Consider the following 21,146-nt stretch of genomic DNA (forward strand, 5'->3'; position numbering starts at 1 on the left):
GTAATCGGTAATTTTATCCTTGACATCCGTTACACAATCCGTTGCCTAACTTCCTTCTTACACTATAGACTTAAGAGTTAAAGCAGCTTCATTAAGTTTTTGAGTGCCTACTTTGACTTGAGTAATGCCGCTGATAGTTTGAGATGCAGTGCGGTTGAGAGAGTTCATTTCATCACCTACTTGCCCGATCGCGATCGCCTGCTGTTTAATATTCAAAGAAATTTGTTGATTGCTAGCAAACACCAGATTGCAAGCTTCCCGAACCCCCGTAAAAGCTTCTGCTGTATCCTGCGCTGTTTTCACCCCTGCCGCGACTGTTTTGCGGCTTTCTTCCGTTGCTTTCACCGTCGAGTCGATCGCGCCCTTAATTTCTGGAATAATACCATTAATCTTTTGCGCGGCTTGTTGGCTTTCATCTGCTAATTTACGGATCTCGCTGGCTACCACCGCAAAACCTTTGCCATACTCACCAGCCCTGACAGCTTCCACAGCCGCGTTAAGAGCCAGCATATTTGTCTGAGTGGCTAAATCGCTAACTAAATTTGCCAAAGTCGAGATATTGCCAATCTGACTTGTGCTATCCCCCAGGCGCTGATTTTGCTGAGAAATTGCTGCCACAGCTTGTCTAAGACTCAGCATTTGATTGAGAGTTTCTTCAACTTTTTGAGTTCCTTCTTGCGCGAGGGTTAAAGCTTGGCGAGCGGCGACGGCAACAGCCTCAGCTTGCTCGGCTGTCTCCCGAGAAGATATGCCCAATTGTTCTAAGGTTGCAGTTGTTTCATTGACTGAGAGAAATTGCTGGCCGACGACTTGCTCTTGCTCATTCATATTAGATAATATTTGCATAGAGAATGACGATATTTGATAGATCAATCCTCGAATCAGCTTAATTAGTTGTCGCAGCACCAAAAATCCTAATCCCAGAACAGTACCCAGGGACAATACAGCAATAATAGTAGCTATTTTTTTAAGAACAAAAATAGAAGCAAACAGCGAATATTTAGGTGCTTGATTCACAATCACAATGAATTTGTTGTTGTTTTCTTTACTCAGAAAAACTGTATCATAGCTAATCACTCGATCGCCGAGGTCAATATTGCCTTTGCCACCAGAAAGTATTTGTGTCACTACCTCTGCCACATAATCTTTTTGGACATTTTCATTCGTTTTTGTTTCATAACCCCATTCTTTTTTAGAAGTGGGATGGTAGATGTAGCTACCATCTTGATTTAACATAAAACCTTTCTCTGAATTATCATGATTCATGTTTTTAACTATATCAATCAGATTCTTTCCCAAAGAATTGGCAATCAAAATGCCTTTTCTTTCTCCTTTGGTATTAAAAACAGGAGTGGCGTGACGAATGGTTGGCTTGTAAGGAATTTCTATTTTACCGCGCTCCTGATTGAGATTGAATTGAGACACATAAATTTCGCCCGGTTTTAGCTTCATAGTTAAGTAAAAGTAATCCCTATGAGCCTGATTTTGTAGTTCTGAAGTTGGAACTATTTTGAGCGTTTGGCCGTCAGAATTTACGCGCACGAGTTCGTTGCCATTCTCATCTATATAACGCAATTGCATATAAGATTGCTTAATTGCCATCATTGATGCAAATGTGATTTGCATTCGATCGACCCAATTTTGATAAGTTGAATTAGTTTCTTTGTCTGCTCCATTTCCATCTCTAGCTTTAATTATTCCTTGAAGAGCAGGAGATTTGCTGAAGAATAAAACATCGTAACTGATATTTTCTAGTTTGTTGACTATTTGCTCTCCGCTGGATGTGACACTTTCAGTAAGATTAGTTAAGGCTAAGGTTTGGAGTGCTGCTTCGGAAGAGGAAATTCCATACCAGCCAACAAGAGATACTGGAATCAAGGTACTTAAAATTAAAAGCAGTAGCAGTCGGTTTTGAATTTTTCTGAAAAATTTATTAATCATGGGGAGTGGCTAATTGCTAATTGGTAATCGATAATCGCTAATCAGTAATAAATAAATCTTACTTCCTTCAACTACACTGCTGATTTGAGATTTTGGGCTGCTTGGTTTAGTTGAACAATGCCGAGTTTGACTTGAGAAATACTGGCGGCAGTTTCTTGAGTGGCGAGGTGAAGAGAGTTGACGGATTCAACTACATCCTGAATGGCGATTGCCTGGTTTTTCGATGTGACGGAAATTTGTTTGCTGTTTGCAGCAATGCGATCGATCGCCCTGGCAACCCCAGCAAATGCGTCTGCGGTTTTTCGGGCAATTTTTACTCCATTTTCTACAGTTTTTGTGCCGTCATCCGTCACTGTTGCTGTCAAAGTAATAGCTTTCTGGATTTCTGCAACTAAAGCATTGATGTTGCTAGCAGATTCCTTGCTGCGATCGGCTAATTTGCGAATCTCGCTAGCAACAACAGCAAATCCTTTACCGCTTTCACCGGCTCTAACTGCTTCGACAGCAGCGTTAAGGGCGAGCATATTTGTTTGGTTGGCTAAATCGCTGACTAAACTGGATATATTGCCAATGCGATCGGTTTGCTCGCTTAAATGCAAAATTTGTTTTTGAATTGCTCCGACATTTTCTGTCAAAGTTGCCATTTCTTTCAAGGTATTATCTACTGCTTGACTGCCTCCTGCTGCAAGTTTAAGAGCTTGGACTGCCCCAAAAGCGGCAGCTTCGGCTTCGGAGGCACAAGCTTTGCTTGATTCGCTCAATTCGTTCATTGTAGTCGCAGTGCGATCGACAGCATATAGCTGTTGGCTGGCGATGCGCTTCTGCTGTTCGATGGTGACAGCAATTTGCGACGAAGAAGAGGCGATCGCCCGTACAATGTGATTAACCGAGCGAGTAGTTCGACTAGCTAAAAAAATTGCGATCGCGCTAACAAGAGCAGCAGTGAACCCAACTCCTGACATCAAAGTATACAGTAACTCTTGTTGGGGAGCAAATACATTTTTTGTATCGTTAGCAATAATCACGCTCCAGCCCAATTCTGGCATATTTTCTAAGGCTTTAATAGGAGCATAAGTAAGCAATTGCTTAGCTCCATCAATGCGATCGATATCTATGGCACTGTCAATTTTTTTGTTAGCTTGCATTTTGGCAAAAACACTAAAATCTGAGGCTGCATCTCTGCTGATCTGCTCAGCTTCTGTTGCCGAAAAAAACTTGCCATTGCCATCAATTAAATGGAATTCCTCTTTTTTTAATCCTTCAGAACTACTGGTTAGCTTGTTTTGTGTTTCCTTAAAAGCCTGCTCTAAATAAGTTATGGGCGTGCGAGTCCTGATGACGGCGATAGTTTCGTTAGTATTGACATCCACAACCGGAGCCGCGGTAAAAATGGCATATTTGCCGTCGAGCGATGACTTTATAGGCTGCATAATTACAGCCTGATTAGTTTTTGTTACTTCCTGAAAATAGTCCCGCTTTCCCAAATCTACAATTTTTTCTCCACTAGATTGTAAAATAGTATTTCCCTTGAGATCGGCGACTGCAATGCTGTCGTAGCCCTCCTCTTCTTCTATATATTTATCTAATATAGCTTCCTTTTGAATGGTTGAAGTCGTTTGGCTGACTCTGGGGTCGTTAAGTATGCTTAAGCTTGCTAGTTTCTTGATATCTTGGTAGCGTTCTAACATAAAATTGCTGACTTCATTGGCAGTAGCGAGCGCCCGCGTTTCTTGATAATTAATTACATAGCTAGTGATACTTTGATTGGCCAAGAAAAAAGTTATTGCCCCAGTTAAAATTACGGGAATTGTTCCGAGGGCGATCGCAAAAACAATCGCTTTAATTCTTAAAGACATTTTTTTCATTGGTTTTTCATAATTATTAATGACTCATACCATTTGAGACTTGAGATTTTAGATGGGTGCATCTGGTTTTTGAAGAGGGCGAAGCATGACCGCATATAAGTTATTAGTTGTAATCCCATATTTTCTGCGGTCATGCTTCGCCCCTACGGATATATTCGCCTTGCGTGAGATGCACCGTTTTAGATTTTAGATTGAATAATTGGGATTGACTAATGAGTATCGGGGCTGAGAATACAGACTTACTGTTTAATTTTGTTTTCAAACTATCAGAACTTATAACTATGCTAAACAACTGCTTTTAAATCTAAAGCAGCTTCATTCAATTTTTGAGTGCCAATTTTAGTTTGAGTGATACCGCAAGCTGTTTGTGCTGCTGCTTGGTTGAGAGAGTTCATCGCTTCCACCACTTGTTCGATCGCGATTGCTTGCTGTTTGGCATTCAGCGAAATTTGCTGAGAACTCAAAACTACGTTGTTAATTGCATCAGCTACTCCAGCAAATGCTGCGGCAGTTTCCTCCGCAATATTTACGCCAGATTCTACCGTTTTAGTTCCTTCGTCTGTCACCATGACTGTTGAGTTGATCGCGCGCTGAATATCGGCGACTAAGAGATTTATTTGTGCGGCAGATTTTTTACTGCGATCGGCAAGTTTGCGAATTTCTGACGCGACAACTCCGAACCCTTTGCCGTGTTCGCCGGCTCGCACTGCTTCGACAGCCGCATTTAGTGCTAACATATTAGTCTGATTTGCTAAGTCGCTAACTACGGTTGAGATATTGCCAATGCGATCGGTTTGCTCGCTCAACTGCATAATTTGTCCTTGCATATCCTGCACTTTTGTTTTCAGTATTGCCATTGCTTCTAAGGTTTGTTCCACAGCTTTTGTACCGCCACCAGCTAAAGTTAAAGCTTGCATTGCTTGACTTGCGGCAGTTTCTATCTGCTGTGAAGTCGCCCTAGAAGATGCACCCAATTCGTCCATTGTGGTAGTAGTTTCATTGACTGAAACTGCTTGCTGGCTTGCCATTCGTTCCTGTTCTTCAACTGTGGCGGCAATCTGGGCGGAGGAACTGGCGATCGAACTAATTGTGCGATCGATAGTTCGAGCAATTCCTGACGAAATCAGCCAAGCAACAGTGGCGCCAAGCAGCAGTAGCAGTATCGAACCAAACACCAGCGTCGATACCAAAAAGCTTAAAGATGCCTTCGTGATTTTAGTTTCTTGCTTAATAATCTTTAATTCTGTTTCCCGAAATTCCCGGTTCAATTCCACGAATTCATTCACAAATTTGGTATACTTGCCTGTATTAAATATAGCGAGGGCTTCGGCTGTCTGATTTTGCTGAAATAAGCGAACTATTTCGTTAGAACCATCATAATATTCTTTGACCAGATCCAACATTCTCCGCAAACGGGCTTTTTGTTCGGAATTTTCAACAATCGGCCCTAGATTGATCCCTGACTGGCGAGCCAAGTCTGCACCTGTTTTAAAATCGTTTAAGAACTGCTGATTTTTATTAATTAAATAGCCGCGCATTCCCCGTACCATTTGCTCCGTACCTACGGACATATTACTTGTTTCTCCGATCACATTTTCTACTCTTTCCACTTTTTTGAAAGTCTCAAAAACCTGACTCGTAGTAACGAGAACTAAGACTGGCAACCCTAAATAAATAGCTGCTGGCGCTAGATATCCGACGAGCATCTTGTTTCTAATATTTAGTTTTTTAATGGATAAAAACATATTTTTGCGTTAATTTAAGATAGCATTTGCGTTACTAAGGTTGCGATCCTGCGATAGTGGTTGGGAGTCCGGCGTTGGCAACGGAAATGGGCCAGCCACTTCTGGGACTGATGCCGTCCAGTGACAGTAGAAAATAGTATCATAGCAAATTCTGTTCTCTTACTCTCTTTTCTTTAGTTTCGGGTGGCGCTGACATCGTTTTTGCAGGTGCGATTCCGATTTGGCCTTCAACAGTTGACAGTTGACAGTTGACAGTTGACAGTTTGAGAGCGACCTCTACCTAGAAGGAAGAGGATTGGAGTAATGAATAGTCGGATTTTAGTTTCTCCCGATCGGGGAGAGGCTTTCAAACAATTCTTTATGGTAAAATCTTTCTTCAAACCTCCTCATCAACAGCAACTCCTCCTTTTGTTAATAGTTTCTGCAAGTTCAGAACAGCGATAAGTTTTTCCTCGTAAAAAGCGGTGCCTCGAAGATATTCGCGGTTGGCTGAATTTAGTGCAGCAGGAATAGTCGCAATTTCTGCCACATTTAAATGTATAATATCTAAGATTTCGTCAACGACTATACCGGCGACCAAATCTTCAATTTCAACAACGATCGCCTTTGAGAGAGATTTTGTGTCGCCTGACATATTTAAAACATTCCGAATGTCCACTAGCGTCAGAATCTCGCCCCGCAAATTCATGTTGCCAATAATGCGATCGGGAGTGCAAGGAATTGGAGTTACTTGGCGAATGTCAGTGAATTCGCGCACTACAGCTAGGTTAATACCAAAGTATTCGTTGTTTAAAACAACTACGGCGAGGGACATATCAATTGCTGCGGAATTTTCGCGATCGCCCTGCTGCCTCAAATTCTGGGCCCTATCTCGAAAAATCGCCTTTTCTTGGGCTGTAGCATTCGGACAAAAAACATGAATTTTGGCCAAAACTTTAGTATCTTCCACTAACAATTTTGGCTCTATTTCTAACTGCAAATTGGCGGTTTCTAGGTTGCCGGATGCCGCTGACAGTCCTGCATCGCTTGCAGACACTGGGATTTGGGCTTCTGTTTTGTCGGGAGAATATCGAATTAGCCGATCGAGATCCAGCAGCATAATCATATCGGCCCCGCAGCGGGCAAATCCAGCTAAAAAATGATGGGGGGCTTCTGGGTTGTCTCGCCCGTAAGATAGCTGGGGAGTTATGGCATCTGCGGGGATCTGCTTAACTTCGTTAACTCGATCGACAATGATGACAAGTCGAATTTCTTGCCATTCTATGACGATCGCACTATCTGTGACAGAATAGTCCTGCCAAACGTACCCAAAACGGAGATTTAGATCCATCACGGGCAGAATATCGCCCCTGAGATCGATCGCCCCAACAATATCTTGAGGCGCTTCGGCGATCGGTGTCAACTCCGGGAGAAAGAAAATTTCTCTAACGCAGCCGACTTCTACGCCGCACAGCAAACCGTTATGTTCAAATATAAGATACGGCTTAGTTTCCATATTAATTCTGACAATTTATCTAGTAAGACTTGCAAAAAACACATGGTTTATGCGATCGGATTCGGTTGGGTGCATCTGGGTTTGTCAAATATGTTTGTAGGGGCGAAGCATGACCGTAGTCAATATAGGATTATAACTAATAACTTATATGCGGTCATGCTTCTTCAGGCTTCAAAATTGAGATGCACCCATTCGGTTTGGCAGCGACACACCCACAAAAAACCAGGTTTTTAGATTTTCCCAGTGCGTCAGTTTTTTTGGCTGTACAATTTTACCAATTTTTTTTGAACATCAATCAATACTTGACTCGCTGTCATTTTTCCCTGTTGCTCGATCGGAGTATTGGGCGGCAGTTGTTTGAGAATATCGCAAGATGACTTGTACATTTTAATAGCTATATTTAGCTTACCTTCTTTATGGTATATATTCCCGAATTCGAGATAAGCTGAAACAAAAGATGGGCAAAGATAAATAACTTTTCTTAAATATATTTTAGCGGTTTCCAAGTCGTCCTGTTCTTCAGCAATCTGAGCTTGCAAATAATAAGGAAATACTGACATAGTATCTAGCTTACTAGCTCGCTTGCAGTATTCTACCGCCTGAGAATACTGGCCTAAATTTGCATAAATTTGAGCGAGCAAATAATCAGCTTCAAAATTTTGAGATTGCAGGTGGAGCGCCTGTTTTGCTTTATCAATTGCCTCAAAATAAGCTTTATTTTTTAAACAAGCTTTTGCCTCTAATATAAGCATCTGAGGCGTTTTGCTATCAGCTTTTTCGGCTGCAATTTTTGGGGATAAACTAGATATCTTCTTGTTCGCCAGATCGCCCTCTAAATAGCGACTTCGCAGCATCTTTCCCAGCCCGGTACCTGCTGTTAACAGCGACAGCGACCCGACATCCCCAAAATTGCCGTTAGCAAAACTAGCTGGCACCGTTTCCCCTTTCCTCGGTAGCAACTGACCGCTATGGTCGCCCAATTCCAATTTATTTCCCGATTCCCCAAACGCCGATTTTGTTTTAGATTCTGGTACAATCAAAGACTTTTTTTTACCTGGTTCCTCCTCTAGGACATTCTTGGCTTGATAAACAACCGACTCCGGGAAACTCTTTGGTTGAAAATCGTTCATCACGTGACTGTGAATTTCAGCGTGACCAGTCATTAAATATCCTCCAGGTCTTAGCGTTTTGGCAAACTTTTTCAATACCTGTGAAATATACTGAGCTTCAAAATAAACAAAAACATTTCGGCATAATATCAAATCCATGTTATGAAGATCTGTGTAAATATTAGGAAAATTATCTGTCACTAAATTTACAGATCTAAAGCTGACAAATTGGCGCAAGTTCTGGTCTATTTCCCAATCGGTTTTCCGCTGAGAGAAATATCGATTTTGCAGTTCCCGGTCAACTAAGCGAAAAGACCAAGGGCTATAAATTCCTCGCTGGGCTTTTTCTATTGCTGCTTGATTGATATCAGTACCTAAAATTAAAATTTTCCATTTGTCCCAATCAGGAATTAGTTGTTTTAAAATAATAAGTAAAGAATAAGGTTCTTCACCAGTCGAGCAGCCAGCACTCCAGATTCGCAGTCTTGGCTTAATTCCCAATGTCTCGTGCAATTTTATTTTGCGTGCGATTAATTCCGGCAAAATCACTTTTTCTAGGAGCGAAAACTGTCCTTTGTCCCGCATGAAATAACTTTCGTTGGTTGTCAGCAGCAAGGTTAGTTCCTGCCATTCATTTTGACTTTCCGGACTCGAAGCGGCTAAGATTTGATAATATTTGTCGGGAAATGCTATTTTTAAAGCTTTCATTCGAGTCAAAATTTTTCGAGACAAACCCGATCGATCTTGCGGGCGAATTTGTAAACCCGTGTGAGCGGCAATTAATTCAATAAATAGCTGAATTTCTGCATCATTCATGTCAACTCTGGTAAATATAGCCTTTCTCAGAAAGATGAGGTACTATCGGGCATCGGGCATCGGGCATCGGGCATAGGGCATCGGGCATAGGGCATCGGGCATAGGGCATCGGGCATAGGGCATAGGGCATAGGGCATCGGGCATCGGGCATAGGGCATCGGGCATCGGGCATAGGGCATCGGGCATAGGGCATAGGGCATCGGGCATCGGGCATAGGGCATAGGGCATCGGGCATCGGGCATACCTCATTTTTTTGATAACCGCTTTATGTTTATTTATAATCTGTTATTATAGGGGGTTGGGAATTAGTCAGTAGTCATTAGTCATCAGTCATTAGTCATCATTGGGAATTGGAAATTGGGGGTTGGAAATTGGGAATTAGTCAGTAGTCATTAGTCATCATTGAGGGTTGGGAATTGGGGGTTGGAAATTGGGAATTAGCCCGATCGCACTCACACACAAAAATCACAGCAACGGAAATAATATCACGTGCGGTCGATATACCAGAAGATTCTGGTCTACGCAGTGTACCACGCTACCAGAATCATGGTTAATTGAGCCCGCTTGAGATCGAAGGCAGCAGGTAGAAAACAGACAGCAGCATGAAAAAAATTCGGCCGTTTGCCTTCTACTTGCTGCCTTCAAGGGGTAAGGTGCGCCCCGCGCACCCTACATGATGCCGATTCTAGATATAGGGCTGTTCACGCTGGAAAAATCCGCAGGCGGCGGTTGGGTTCTTCCCCAAAACTGTGGGATTTCAGGTGATAGTGTTCCACAAGTTCGTGCTGCATTTTGCGGACATTGGGAGAACGGGGTAGAAGTTCCACCGGCTGTCCCTTGGGAATGACAATTTGCTCGACTGCCAAGCGGGTTTCTTCGAGAGCTTCGAGCTCGTCAGAAGTACCGCTGCGGGCGAATAAGGCGAGGTCTGCCACTTCCGGGGTGCCCGGGTCGTCCATGTCCAACAGGCGCCGCAAAGCTCTCGCTACGTGGGGAATAGTCCCAGCTTTGATTGTGTGCAAGGGAACTTGGCGAGTTTTGGCCAAGTGCCTCAATTTTGACTGGTTCCGCACGTTCGATCGCAAAGCCAACACCACGTCAGCACTTTCAATATCCTTCGTCAACTGCACCGGCAGGTTCAGGGTGGAAATCACCTGTTCGAGCTGGTGGCGAGCTATGCCGTAAGGATAAACGTGGAGGGGCAAATCTTCGCCGTTAGGGCCGACATTCTGGGAATAACGACCCCGCTGCTGCGGTACAGGTTCCACGGACAGGGATTCTTCGAGGAGTTGCTCGAAATACCGAGTCTCAGGAACTACCGGCGCGCTGTTAGCAGCAGCAGCGAATTTCTCGCCTTGAGGGGGCATCGGCACCATTTTGCCGGCACTCCGCCACCCAGAAATCGGCGTGACTGGCCGCATTGCTGATACCGCACCGGGGCCTTGACCGGAAGCTGGCATCCCAGGAAACCGGACGGGGGGAGATGCTGACTCGCGCTCGATAATTACTTCCCCGCTGTCGCTGACGCTTCTGATTTGCTGGTTCGGTTCGCGTCCCCGCAGCAGGCTGTCGATCGAATCTGAGACTCGTTCGTGGATTACCCAGCGCTGGCGTTCGAGCATTTCGATCGCAATTTCAAAAGTTGGCGGTGATTTGCGTTCCAAAACTGTCTTTTGAGAACCGCGGCGCCGGGCCTCGTCATCTCCCAGCGTCACCGCTTGGATGCCCCCGATTAAGTCGGCCAGAGTCGGATTTTTCATCAAGTTTTCGATCCGGTTCCCGTGGGCGGTACCGACCAATTGCACGCCCCTTTCCGCGATCGTCCGAGCGGCCAAAGCTTCTAATTCCGTGCCGATTTCGTCAATCACGATCACTTCCGGCATATGGTTTTCCACTGCTTCGATCATGACTTGGTGCTGGAGTTCGGGACGCGAAACTTGCATTCTGCGAGCTCTGCCGATCGCCGGATGCGGGATATCTCCATCTCCAGCAATTTCGTTGGAGGTGTCGATGATTACCACCCGTTTTTCCAAGTCATCGGCGAGGACGCGGGCGATTTCCCGCAAAGCCGTAGTTTTGCCAACTCCGGGGCGGCCGAGCATCAAAATTGATTGACCGGTTTCCACTAAATCGCGGATAATGCCGATCGTCCCGAACACAGCGCGGCCCACCCTCAAAGTCAAGCCGATAATCTCGCCGCTGCGGTTGCGAAGGGCGCTAATTCGGTGCAGGGTTTGCTCGATACCGGCTCGATTGTCGCCGCCGAAGCTGCCGACTCGATCGATACAATAGCTGAGGTCTGCTTTGGAAACTGGTGTTTGGGAAAGAGGTTCGGCCAAGGATGGAAAACGAGCTTCTGGTAGACGGCCCAAATCCATCACAACCTCAATGAGATTGTTGCGCTGCGGGTGCTGCTCTAAGGGCTGCCGGATCTCATCTGGCACGATGTCTAATAGTCTGCTGAGGTCGTCTGTAATCTGCATTCGCCTCGGTGTGTTCGGTTCAGTGGACAGTGGACAGTGGACAGTTGTCAGTTGACTGTGGACAGTTGACAGTGGACAGTTGACAGTTGACAGTTGACAGTTGACAGTTCGTGGATTACGCGTGGGGTTATAAACCCGGTTTCTACGAGTTTTGCGAACAGGAACGAGAAATATAGTAAGAAACCGGGTTTCTGAGGTCGCAAGTGCGATCGCGAAATCGCAAACTACAGTTGTTAGCTATCAGTTTTCAGTTTTTTTGATTAACAACTAACAACTGACAACTAACAACTAACAACTAAAAACTAACAACTGACAACTGTCAACTAACAACTAACAACTAACAACTAACAACTGACAACTGTCAACTGTCAACTGTCAACTGTCAACTGACTTTTGATCTGGGAAACTAGAGAACGAGCTAAACTCACCGCCTCCGAGAGAAGTTCTGGGACGGCTTCGAGCTGAGTCAACCGAGGTGTTTGAACTTCGCCTGCACTGCAAGCGGGTGCTACCCCAACGGCATAAGCTCGATCGGTTTGCATTGTTTCTAATTGTTCTAAAATTGGCGATAGCAAAACCCTGGCATAGCTGCCGTAAGCTACACCTGCAATGTATTGGACAGGGGGAACCGACAAATTTTTCCCGCCATCCTTCATCAGTCCAGAAGCTCTGAGTTTGCTGACAGTGCGATCGTTAGTGCCGCCTGCAAGTTGCACGTATCCCGGCAACTGGGCAGCCAAAACTTTTTGACCGAGTTTGACCGCTGCTCTAGTAGTTCCTATTCCAATATCTCCACTCATCGGCCTACCATCGGTTTGCCAAATTAGGGGACAAGGCAGGGGGGAAATTATTTGATAGAGTGTCCGCAAATAATCAATCAAACCGTCTCCATCGGGGCAACTAATTGCTATTACTTTAAGTTGATCTACCCAGGGATCTATGCTCGACCAAAGTCTCGCAAAATCTGCCTCTCTGCCTACTTGCGTGTGGATTTCTAGGGCATCCGCACCGGATTGCAAGATTAAAGGTGCGATCGCGGCGGGAGCAGACACGTAAGAACGAGTGTAAATTAATTGGCTCGGGCAAACAGGCAGACAGCGACCGCAGCCATAGCACTGCTGGTCTATCACCCCGGAAAAACCACTACCAGCACTCTGAAAAACTATTGCGGAGGCTGGACATATTTTTTCGCAGGGCCGCCAGCAGTCCGCCGGACAATCGGCTGGGTTGAATTCGGCCTTGCGAAAATGCGGGTCTTCTCCATCGTTTAAACTCACCATCAGCCAGGGCAACCCTTTGCCGCCAAACCTGCGGTTTTGAGTTCTTAGCTGTAATTCGCTGGCAACTTGTAGGGCTTCTTTCGCTGCTGCGACGGCGGCGGGATCTGCCGCGACATCGATGCAGTCAGCACCTGCCAAGGTGTAAGCCAATGTGAGATTCCGAACCGCCGGCAGGTGTTGAAAGCTCGCCCCACAGATCAGCTTGAACCAATGGCCGCCTTTTAATGAGTTTAGTGGATGATAATGTTCTGTCACCCTTATATGCTAATCCTTTCAGCTAAAAATTACTATGCGAACATTTTTATAAAATTTTTACATTTAGGTCGATACAAGCTGGAAACGCTACTGATAGCAGTAGCTATGGCGCTGTTGGCTCTATATGTAGAGGGCTACCTGATTTTTTTTTCTAAATTTGATTTTTTCCAGAGGCGTTGCCGAGGGGGAATTTGTCGAGCTGGCGATCGCTTTTATTTAATAGTAGACCTTTTACCATAGCACATTAGAGCGGTTTTAGCAACGATACAATCAGCCAGAGATTTTTTAGAGATTATTTAACTGGTTCCCAGGCACAGCGAAAGGAACCTATCTCATATTATGTCCCGTCGATTACCATAACAAAAACGGTTCGTAGTGCGGACTTCAGTCCGCGGCATAAGAGCGGACTGAAGTCCGCACTACGAACCTTACTTATTGCAGTCAATCGACCGGACATGATATCACTCTTGCTCTGCCTCGGCACAGGATTAAGGAGGCTCTTCCTCCGGATCTGTGTTACCAGGCACAGCCTAGTAACGAGCAGACAACGAAATATTTCAACTGTTTTAGGCTTAGGTTGATATCAATGTGTGTTCCCTGAATAGAACTCAATTCATCTTCGTTAAGCCAGCGATTCAACTAGCTAGAATGCTTGCTGAGTCGCTTGTAAGCCGTAGCCAAAGCATTACTGTCACCGACATTTCCAGGAAACAAAACGACTGGTAAATCGGGAAATAGAGGATGATTTGGCTCGGTTTTTACAACAGAACAACCTGGAATAATTTGACCGATTTGCCTGATACTTTTCAGCGACAAACCTGTACTCAACACATCATTAGAAGTAATCCCGCCCTTGCTAATTAAAAAACCGATGTCAGCAGGCAGTCCCCGCACGACATCCATCAACAAAGCAGAAACAGCAGCACCAAATTTTAACCGGACTTCAGCATTTTCAAATTCTAGTTCCTGGCGGCTGGTATAAATTACAGGCGTTTTGCTATCTGCATGAGCAGTGCGAACTTTTTCGAGGATTTCATTGAGGATTTGAGCGCGAGACTCTGGCGAATCTTCTACTAAGTGAGATACATCTATTTCAATGCTAACTGTATTGGGTTCTTCTAACAAGCGTTCCAATTGATCTGTCGTTTTCTTAACGTGGGAACCAACTATTACTGCACCCGGTTTGCCGTCTTTCACGTATTCTGCCATTTCGTCGGCTGCTACGGGCTGGTTGCCGAGGTCAGCTAAGGATGTTAAAATACTCGCCGCGCTGCGGAATAAAAACTTTTTGCCTTGACTGGCTGCATCAAGAATGTGTTTGGCAAATGTGTTTAAATCGCCTTGGCTTTCGCCGTCAACAACTGCACATTGGTTGTCTGTCATCTCCATCAATCTATCTAAACTTCCGTAGCGGATGTCTGCGAGTAAAATGCGATCGACTGTATCAGCGTGGATGCGACCTTGGGTTTTTTCTTCTACGTAGTCGGGCAGGTAACTGTGATGGTAGCCGAAGACTGAATCTTTAGCAAATTCGGTTTCGTGCACGGGGGTTTCGACGCTGTTAACCATGAGGTAGTGCACGCTGTTGCGGGTAATTCTGCCTCCTTCAAAAAAAGCGGGAATTAGAAAATGAGCGTCGAAGGGGCCGAGTTCTTCGGCGATTACATCGGTTTCGATCGGATAGTGACCGCGCAGGGTAGAATCGGAACGGCTAACGATTAGGAAGTCTTCGATTTCTTCGATCGCGATCGCCCTTTTGAGATTTTGGCACACTTCGCGGGTGACTGAGGCTGCTGTTTCGGGAGTTAGCGATCGAGTATTTGTCAGTATAAAAAAAATCGGGGACTTGTCCCGCAGTCCCAAACGCAGGGTTTCTTCGTCCCAACGTGTCAGCAGCAAGCAACTGTGCACGGTTTGAGAACCTGTGGGATCGTCATCGAGAACTATAATCTTTGGTTTGGTAGAAGACATACTGACCTGGTTGTTAACGTCACCTTTCCAAGATATCCTTACCTGTTACCTAACAGGTAAAAATTTACAATTATGATTTTTCTTAACAATTCTCATAAATCATAAATTTAAAAATGTGTTTGAGTTCGCTCGCTTCAGTGAGGTGCGCGTTGCTACCAAATAATACTATGCACCATGGGTGTCAACTTAAGTCTAAAACCAATTTAATGTGAAGTTGCACATATTTCGATCCCCCTAAATCCCCCTTAAGAAGGGGGACTTTGATCGGAATCTTGTCCCACCCCCTACTCCCCTTATCAAGGGGGGTGCCAGGGTGATCGGAATTCGGGAGCAGCCTCATAAAAAATTGGTATAAAACCTTTGTCTCTCTCGTTTATAGCAGAGTCCATATACCCCTCGCATCCCCATTCTTAAGGGGAACTTTAAGTTAAAAATACTCTTTTCCCGCCTTATTAAGGGAGGCGCCCGGGGTGTCGAGAGCCTTACTAATTGGCGGTGGCAGCGTTTTTTTACCAGAAATAATTGGTTGAAAGCCGGAACCCTTTGGCCTAGAAATTAAAATCAGACGATTCATTACTCCAATCCTCTTCCTTCTAGGTAGAGGTCGCTGTCAACTGTCAATTGTCAACTGTCAACTGTCAACTGAATTGGCAGCATTTCGATCTTGTAGCTTTTTCATTTCTGCTTGAACTCCCACAGCTAGCTGCAAAGCTTCGTTGAGCAATCGCCCCGGCTGGCTCGATCGATCGCTAATTTGCAGGGCATTCAAAGTTTTTAAATTATTGGCAAACAGTTCTGAGTTAGTATCGACAAATTTTTTGTTTTCCCTGAGAATCCTCTCGGTTTTCAAAGCTCGAACTAAATCCTCTCTGATGAGCTGCAAGGCTTTAATAACTTTTGCGCGATCGCCTATTTTGACGTTCGGATTGCCAGCATCTTCGAGTCGGTCATTAATTTCGATCGCTTTGATTATACCATTATAGCGATCGACATCATCAAAAAGATGGATTAAATCTTGGTTCCGGCTGCACCAAATTTTCCAGGCATCTTCCAAGATCAAACCGGCGATCGCACCCAAGTGCAGGGCCAACCACAACAAATAAGCCCTAGGAAATATCAATACCAGCAGCCAACAGCTAATTAGAACCAAAACAATTAAACTGACTGTTTTTAAAGCTTCGCGGGCAAATTTAGTAGCAGTCGCAGGCCGGTATACGCGATCGGGCCCCGCGCCGCTGAGGTGCTTGAGCTCACCGACAGTAATTTCTAATCCCTGAATGTCAGGTCGCATAAATCTTCACAAATATTTGTTAAATATAAAGTTTTGTGGTAGAACAAAGGGCTCGTCTACAATAAACCTAACACCTTTTTAACCAAAACCAAACTATGTCCGCACGTCCTATCTACCTCGACAACCACGCCACAACCCCTGTAGACAAACGAGTAGTTGATGCGATGCTGCCGTATTTTACCGAACAATTCGGCAACGCAGCCAGCATCAACCACGTCTACGGCTGGGAAGCAGAAGCAGCGGTAAAACAGTCACGACAAATCATAGCAGAAGCGATCAATGCCTCTCCCGAAGAAATTGTTTTTACCAGCGGTGCAACGGAAGCAAATAATTTAGCGATTAAAGGCGTCGCTGAAGCCTATTTCAGTAAAGGAAAGCACATTATCACAGTACAAACTGAACATAATGCCATTCTTGATCCCTGTAAATATTTGGAAAAATTGGGGTTTAGCATTACGGTTTTACCTGTGAAAAGCGACGGACTAATTGATATTGGAGATTTGATTAAAGCGATTAAGGCCGAGACAATTTTAGTTTCCGTGATGACGGCTAATAACGAAATTGGTGTGATTCAGCCGATCGCCGAAATAGCAGCAATTTGTCGCGGAAATGACATTTTGTTTCACACGGATGCGGCGCAGGCGATCGGCAAAATCCCCCTCGACGTAGAGGAAATGAACATCGATCTGATGTCTTTGACGGCGCACAAAATCTACGGGCCAAAAGGCATCGGCGCCCTCTACGTGCGACGCAACAAGCCGAGAGTCCAACTAGCCCTACAAATGCACGGAGGAGGCCACGAAAGGGGAATGCGATCGGGTACTCTCTACCCACCGCAAATAGTCGGATTTGCTAAAGCAGTAGAGTTAGCAATTTCGGAAATGGAGGTGGAAACAGCACGAGTTGTAAATTTGCGGCAGCATTTGTGGGACAATTTGAGTGGATTGGGTGATGTTGTGATGAACGGTCACGCGACGAAGAGATTGCCGGGGAATCTTAATATTAGTGTAGGCGGTGTTGACGGTCAAGCACTGCTGTTGGGTTTGCAACCGGCGGCGGCGGTGTCTTCTGGTTCTGCTTGTACTTCGGCGAAAATATCTCCTTCTCATGTTTTAGCAGCGATCGGGCGATCGGACAAATTAGCCTACGCCTCAATTCGGTTCGGGATTGGTCGGTTCAATACTGCTGCTGAAATAGATGCAGTGTCTCAACACGCGATCGCAACTATTCAATCTCTCCGACAAGCTCAAAAAGTCATGAGTTAAATATAATACCTTGTCCGGGCGATCGACTACAATAAAATTGGTTTGTAGTGAGGACTTCAGTCCTTTGATTTTTGCGGACTAAAGTCCTCACTACAAACCTGTTGATTGCGGTTTGTAGTGAGGACTTCAGTCCTTTGATTTTTGCGTACTAAAGTCCTCACTACAAACCTGTTTACAGGACTAAATTTTATTCAATACAAATCAATGTCTTATTTAGAACCAAACACCTCACGGACTCTATAAATCGGTTTTCCCTGAGACTCGTGATAAGTCCGCATCATGACTTCCGCCAACAAACCAAAACAAAATAACTGCACGCCAGTCAACAACAACACCACAGCCAAAATCAGCAAAGGACGATTGCCAATAATTTGACCGAAACCCAATTTGAGGACTGTCAAATAAATCCCTAAAACTGTTCCCAATGCCATCGAACTCATTCCCAAAAGTCCAAAAACGTGCATCGGTCGAGTCAGGAACTTCTTCATAAAAGAAATAGTCAACAAATCCATCAATACTCGAAAAGTCCGCCAAATCCCGTACTTGCTTTGACCGAAACGGCGCGCGTGATGTCGCACCGGAATCTCTGCAATTCTCGCGCCTTCAATAAACGCCAAAGCCGGCAAAAATCTGTGCAACTCCCCGTAGAGATTTAAGTCTGCAACTAACTCAGATTTATAAGCTTTCAAAGAACAACCGTAGTCGTGCAAAGTTACGCCCGTAACGCGACCAATTAACCAGTTAGCAATTTTAGAAGGAATCAGGCGGCTGATAGTATTGTCTTGCCTATTTTTGCGCCAACCGCTAACTAAATCGTAGCCTTCATTTAACTTGTCCAGCAACATCGGAATATCAGCAGGGTCATTTTGCAAATCGCCGTCTAGGGTAACAATAGCACGGCCTGTCGCGCGATCGAAGCCAGCGGACATGGCAGCAGTTTGCCCGTAATTGCGGCGCAAAAGCACAGCACAAAGGTCATCGCGACTACCGGCTAGCTGCTTGAGAAGGTCAGCAGAATTGTCCGACGAACCGTCATCTACACAGATAATTTGATAGCTAAGTCCAGATGGTTGAATCGCAGAGGCGATCGCCTCAATCAGATGAGGCAAACTTTCCACCTCATTATACACTGGCACCACGACCGAAACGTCGATCGCCACCTCAGTTGCAGCCTGCTGTTCAGCCAATTTTTCCAAAAATAATGCAGCGTCCATTGTTTTGTTAGATAACATCAGTTGTCATTAGTCATTAGTCAGCAGTCAGCAGTCATTAGTCATTAGTCAGCAGTCAACTGTCATTAGTCAGCAGTCAACTGTCAACTGTCAACTGTCAACTGTCAACTACTAACTAGGTTGATAACTTGCCACAACTTTACCATATCCGCGCAATTGCTGGTAATAAGCCCGACTGACTGCATCCCCATCATCCGACAAAACATCGATACCAATACCATCGCGACCTTGAGTTTTTCCAGAACTGTGAATGTAGCGATTTTCTCCGATATACAATCCTACATGAGTGGCTTTTTCCGGCGTACCAAAAAATACTAAATCTCCCGGATCTACATCGCTAACACTAATAATAGATGTAGTAAAAGCTTCTTGCTGGTAAGCATCCCTCGGCAACCAGATTCCCGCAGCCACAAAAGCAGCTTGCATCAATCCCGAACAATCATAATTTGGCCCGACTGTACCGCCCCAAAGGTAATAATTGGATTGGTGCATCGCCTCGCGAGTAAAAGTAATTGCGATCGACAATTTATCCCTAATTTGGGTCTCAGAAAGCACCAGAGGATGATACACTGTTTCTGTGACTTCGAGCAACTCAATATCTCGAAGATCCAGCCATCCCGGATAATCGTCTTCGCACAGCCGCACCATCACAGCCGTTGTATCCCCCTGCACAAGGGAATCTATGCCATCTCTCCCCCCCTTGTAGCGGTGCCCCCGTGCCCGCCCTGGCTGGGGGGGGTCAAAAAAAAGCAAATGTCGCCCCTGCGCCGCTTGAGTGGCCAATCGATCGCACTTTGGGGAATCGTAAATATTTATGTGCGATCGCGCCCGATACTCCACACCATCAGATAATTGATAATTGACCATTGCTAATTGCTAATTATTTGCTATTAATTGTTCGCACTTAACGATTTATTGCCATTAGCCAACCGCCAACCGCCGTTAATCGTCAGCAGTCAACCATTAACCATGACATTTTTCCACAAAGACGAACAATTAGAAACCCTCGGCAGTAGCATTATAGATGCAGTCCAGGCAGAATTTACTGGATTGAAGGGCGATCGTACAGCAGTAACCTGGATAGTCTACGATCCGCCAGTGCGAGTCAACACAGGTGGCGCCCTAAGTCCACAAGAATTTTGGAAATATCAACCGCGAGGTTTTAGCGCCAGGGCTTCCGAACGAATTTATCCCGCCAGCATCGTCAAACTATTCTACCTTGTTGCCATCTGGGAATGGACACAAAAAGGCATGATTCAAACATCGCCAGAATTAGAACGCGCCGTCCGAGATATGATAGTTGACTCCAGCAACGACGCCACCAGCTTAGTAGTAGACGCCCTCACCGGCACCACCAGCGGCCCCGAATTATCACCAGGCCCCTTTGAAACTTGGAAACAGCAGCGAAACCTCATCAACCGTTACTTTCAATCATTAGATTGGCCGGAATTACAAAACATTAACGCCAATCAAAAAACCTGGTGCGACGGCCCCTACGGTCGCGAGCGAGCATTTCTGGGAGAATTAATGGAAAATAGGAATATGCTGACTACAAATGCAGCGGCGCGTTTGCTGCATACTATCATCGGTGGCGTAGCTGTTTCTGCACAAGCATCGCAAGACATGATGGGTTTGATGAAACGCAGTTTAGAACCAGCAGCATTAGAAGCAGATCCCGAAAATCAAGTTACAGGTTTTTTAGGTGGCGGATTGCCAGAAAATACAAAATTGTGGTCAAAAGCGGGGTTGACAAGTCAAGTTCGTCATGATGCTGCTTATATTGAAATACCTGGTTTGCGGCCGTATTTGTTAGTTGTCTTTACCGAGGGGAAAGAGAATAGCAAGAATGAAGAGATTTTGCCTTTTATCTCGCGGCAATTTGTCCAAGCAATGAAGGCACTTGATTAAATTTAGTAGCTGATGGTTGCTGCTAAATAGATTCAAATACAGTATGGATTCGGGCAGAGAAATGGTAATTTTGTTTTCGTTAGTTTAAGGTAATTTCCCCCTTGGGCTAAGGTACGTAGTTGCGCTTCAGCGCTCTTTCCTAATCTTATAAATAGCGCTGAGCATTACTTAATCAGGGTTAGGAAAATGGATAACTTGAAAATTCAGCTATAGCGGATCTAGCTCTCATATGAGGTATGTTGTTGGGCTTCAGCCCTCTTAGTCTAAGCGGTTATCGAGCTGTCAGTTATACCTCATCTTTTTGAAAAAGGCTATATATTCACTGACTGGTTTGTTTTATTTTTTCACATTGAGTCGTTCCTATCGTTGCAGCAGCAATGCCGGAGCGCTTAAGCGCAACTACGTACCTTTTTTGTCTGTCCTTTATGCTTTAGATTAGCAATTCCGGAGCGCTCAAGCGCAACTACGTACCTTTTTTGTCTGTCCTTTA

At 45.0% G+C, this 21,146-nt stretch carries 14 protein-coding genes; 2 read left to right on the top strand and 12 right to left on the bottom strand.

The genetic code is table 11. The features are described from left to right. Positions 1–57: 57 nt before the first annotated feature. The 10 genes from JGK22_RS05125 to JGK22_RS05170 form a co-directional block, all read right to left on the bottom strand. Positions 58–1,941, bottom strand: a complete 1,884-nt coding sequence (locus JGK22_RS05125) for a methyl-accepting chemotaxis protein (RefSeq protein WP_293181616.1) — start codon at positions 1,939–1,941, stop codon at positions 58–60. Positions 1,942–2,012: 71 nt separating this feature from the next. Further along, positions 2,013–3,797 carry a methyl-accepting chemotaxis protein gene (locus JGK22_RS05130; protein ID WP_293205222.1) on the bottom strand — a complete coding sequence of 595 codons (1,785 nt, stop codon included), beginning with the start codon at positions 3,795–3,797 and terminating at the stop codon, positions 2,013–2,015. 293 nt (positions 3,798–4,090) lie between these two features. Beyond that, positions 4,091–5,551, bottom strand: a complete 1,461-nt coding sequence (locus JGK22_RS05135) for a methyl-accepting chemotaxis protein (RefSeq protein WP_293181620.1) — start codon at positions 5,549–5,551, stop codon at positions 4,091–4,093. Positions 5,552–5,927: 376 nt separating this feature from the next. Beyond that, positions 5,928–7,046, bottom strand: coding sequence for a chemotaxis protein CheW (locus JGK22_RS05140; protein WP_293312466.1), 1,119 nt, complete (start codon positions 7,044–7,046; stop codon positions 5,928–5,930). A 248-nt stretch (positions 7,047–7,294) separates the two neighbouring features. Continuing rightward, complete coding sequence (locus JGK22_RS05145) at positions 7,295–8,971, bottom strand: CheR family methyltransferase (protein WP_293181624.1); 1,677 nt, start codon at positions 8,969–8,971, stop codon at positions 7,295–7,297. A gap of 701 nt (positions 8,972–9,672) precedes the next feature. Further along, positions 9,673–11,454, bottom strand: a complete 1,782-nt coding sequence (locus tag JGK22_RS05150; protein ID WP_293312468.1) for a R3H domain-containing nucleic acid-binding protein — start codon at positions 11,452–11,454, stop codon at positions 9,673–9,675. Positions 11,455–11,822: 368 nt separating this feature from the next. Continuing rightward, the gene (gene ldpA / locus JGK22_RS05155) at positions 11,823–12,989 is read right to left on the bottom strand and encodes a circadian clock protein LdpA (RefSeq protein WP_293312470.1); all 1,167 of its coding nucleotides are present in this window, start codon (positions 12,987–12,989) and stop codon (positions 11,823–11,825) included. A 639-nt stretch (positions 12,990–13,628) separates the two neighbouring features. Then, positions 13,629–14,960, bottom strand: a complete 1,332-nt coding sequence (locus tag JGK22_RS05160) for a four-carbon acid sugar kinase family protein (protein ID WP_293312472.1) — start codon at positions 14,958–14,960, stop codon at positions 13,629–13,631. Between the two features lie 427 nt (positions 14,961–15,387). Continuing rightward, positions 15,388–15,534 carry a hypothetical protein gene (locus tag JGK22_RS05165; protein ID WP_293181632.1) on the bottom strand — a complete coding sequence of 49 codons (147 nt, stop codon included), beginning with the start codon at positions 15,532–15,534 and terminating at the stop codon, positions 15,388–15,390. Between the two features lie 57 nt (positions 15,535–15,591). Continuing rightward, positions 15,592–16,251: a hypothetical protein gene (locus tag JGK22_RS05170; RefSeq protein ID WP_293226770.1), complete on the bottom strand. Its 660-nt coding sequence runs from the start codon at positions 16,249–16,251 to the stop codon at positions 15,592–15,594. Positions 16,252–16,346: 95 nt separating this feature from the next. Here JGK22_RS05170 and JGK22_RS05175 point away from each other — a divergent pair, with 95 nt between their 5' ends. Next, positions 16,347–17,516, top strand: coding sequence for an IscS subfamily cysteine desulfurase (locus JGK22_RS05175; protein ID WP_293205239.1), 1,170 nt, complete (start codon positions 16,347–16,349; stop codon positions 17,514–17,516). 209 nt (positions 17,517–17,725) lie between these two features. On the opposite strand, the gene JGK22_RS05180 is transcribed toward JGK22_RS05175, so the two are convergent. Then, positions 17,726–18,730 (bottom strand): glycosyltransferase family 2 protein, encoded by a 1,005-nt coding sequence (locus JGK22_RS05180; RefSeq protein WP_293181638.1) that lies wholly within the window; start codon positions 18,728–18,730, stop codon positions 17,726–17,728. A gap of 129 nt (positions 18,731–18,859) precedes the next feature. Continuing rightward, on the bottom strand, positions 18,860–19,615 hold the full coding sequence (locus JGK22_RS05185) for a C40 family peptidase (RefSeq protein ID WP_293312474.1): 756 nt from the start codon (positions 19,613–19,615) through the stop codon (positions 18,860–18,862). 102 nt (positions 19,616–19,717) lie between these two features. Between JGK22_RS05185 and JGK22_RS05190 the strand changes: the two genes are divergently transcribed. Then, positions 19,718–20,656, top strand: a complete 939-nt coding sequence (locus tag JGK22_RS05190) for a serine hydrolase (RefSeq protein WP_293190207.1) — start codon at positions 19,718–19,720, stop codon at positions 20,654–20,656. Positions 20,657–21,146: the final 490 nt, after the last annotated feature.

It is taken from the genome of Microcoleus sp. PH2017_08_TRC_O_A, from assembly GCF_020738665.1.
Classification (GTDB): domain Bacteria; phylum Cyanobacteriota; class Cyanobacteriia; order Cyanobacteriales; family Microcoleaceae; genus Microcoleus.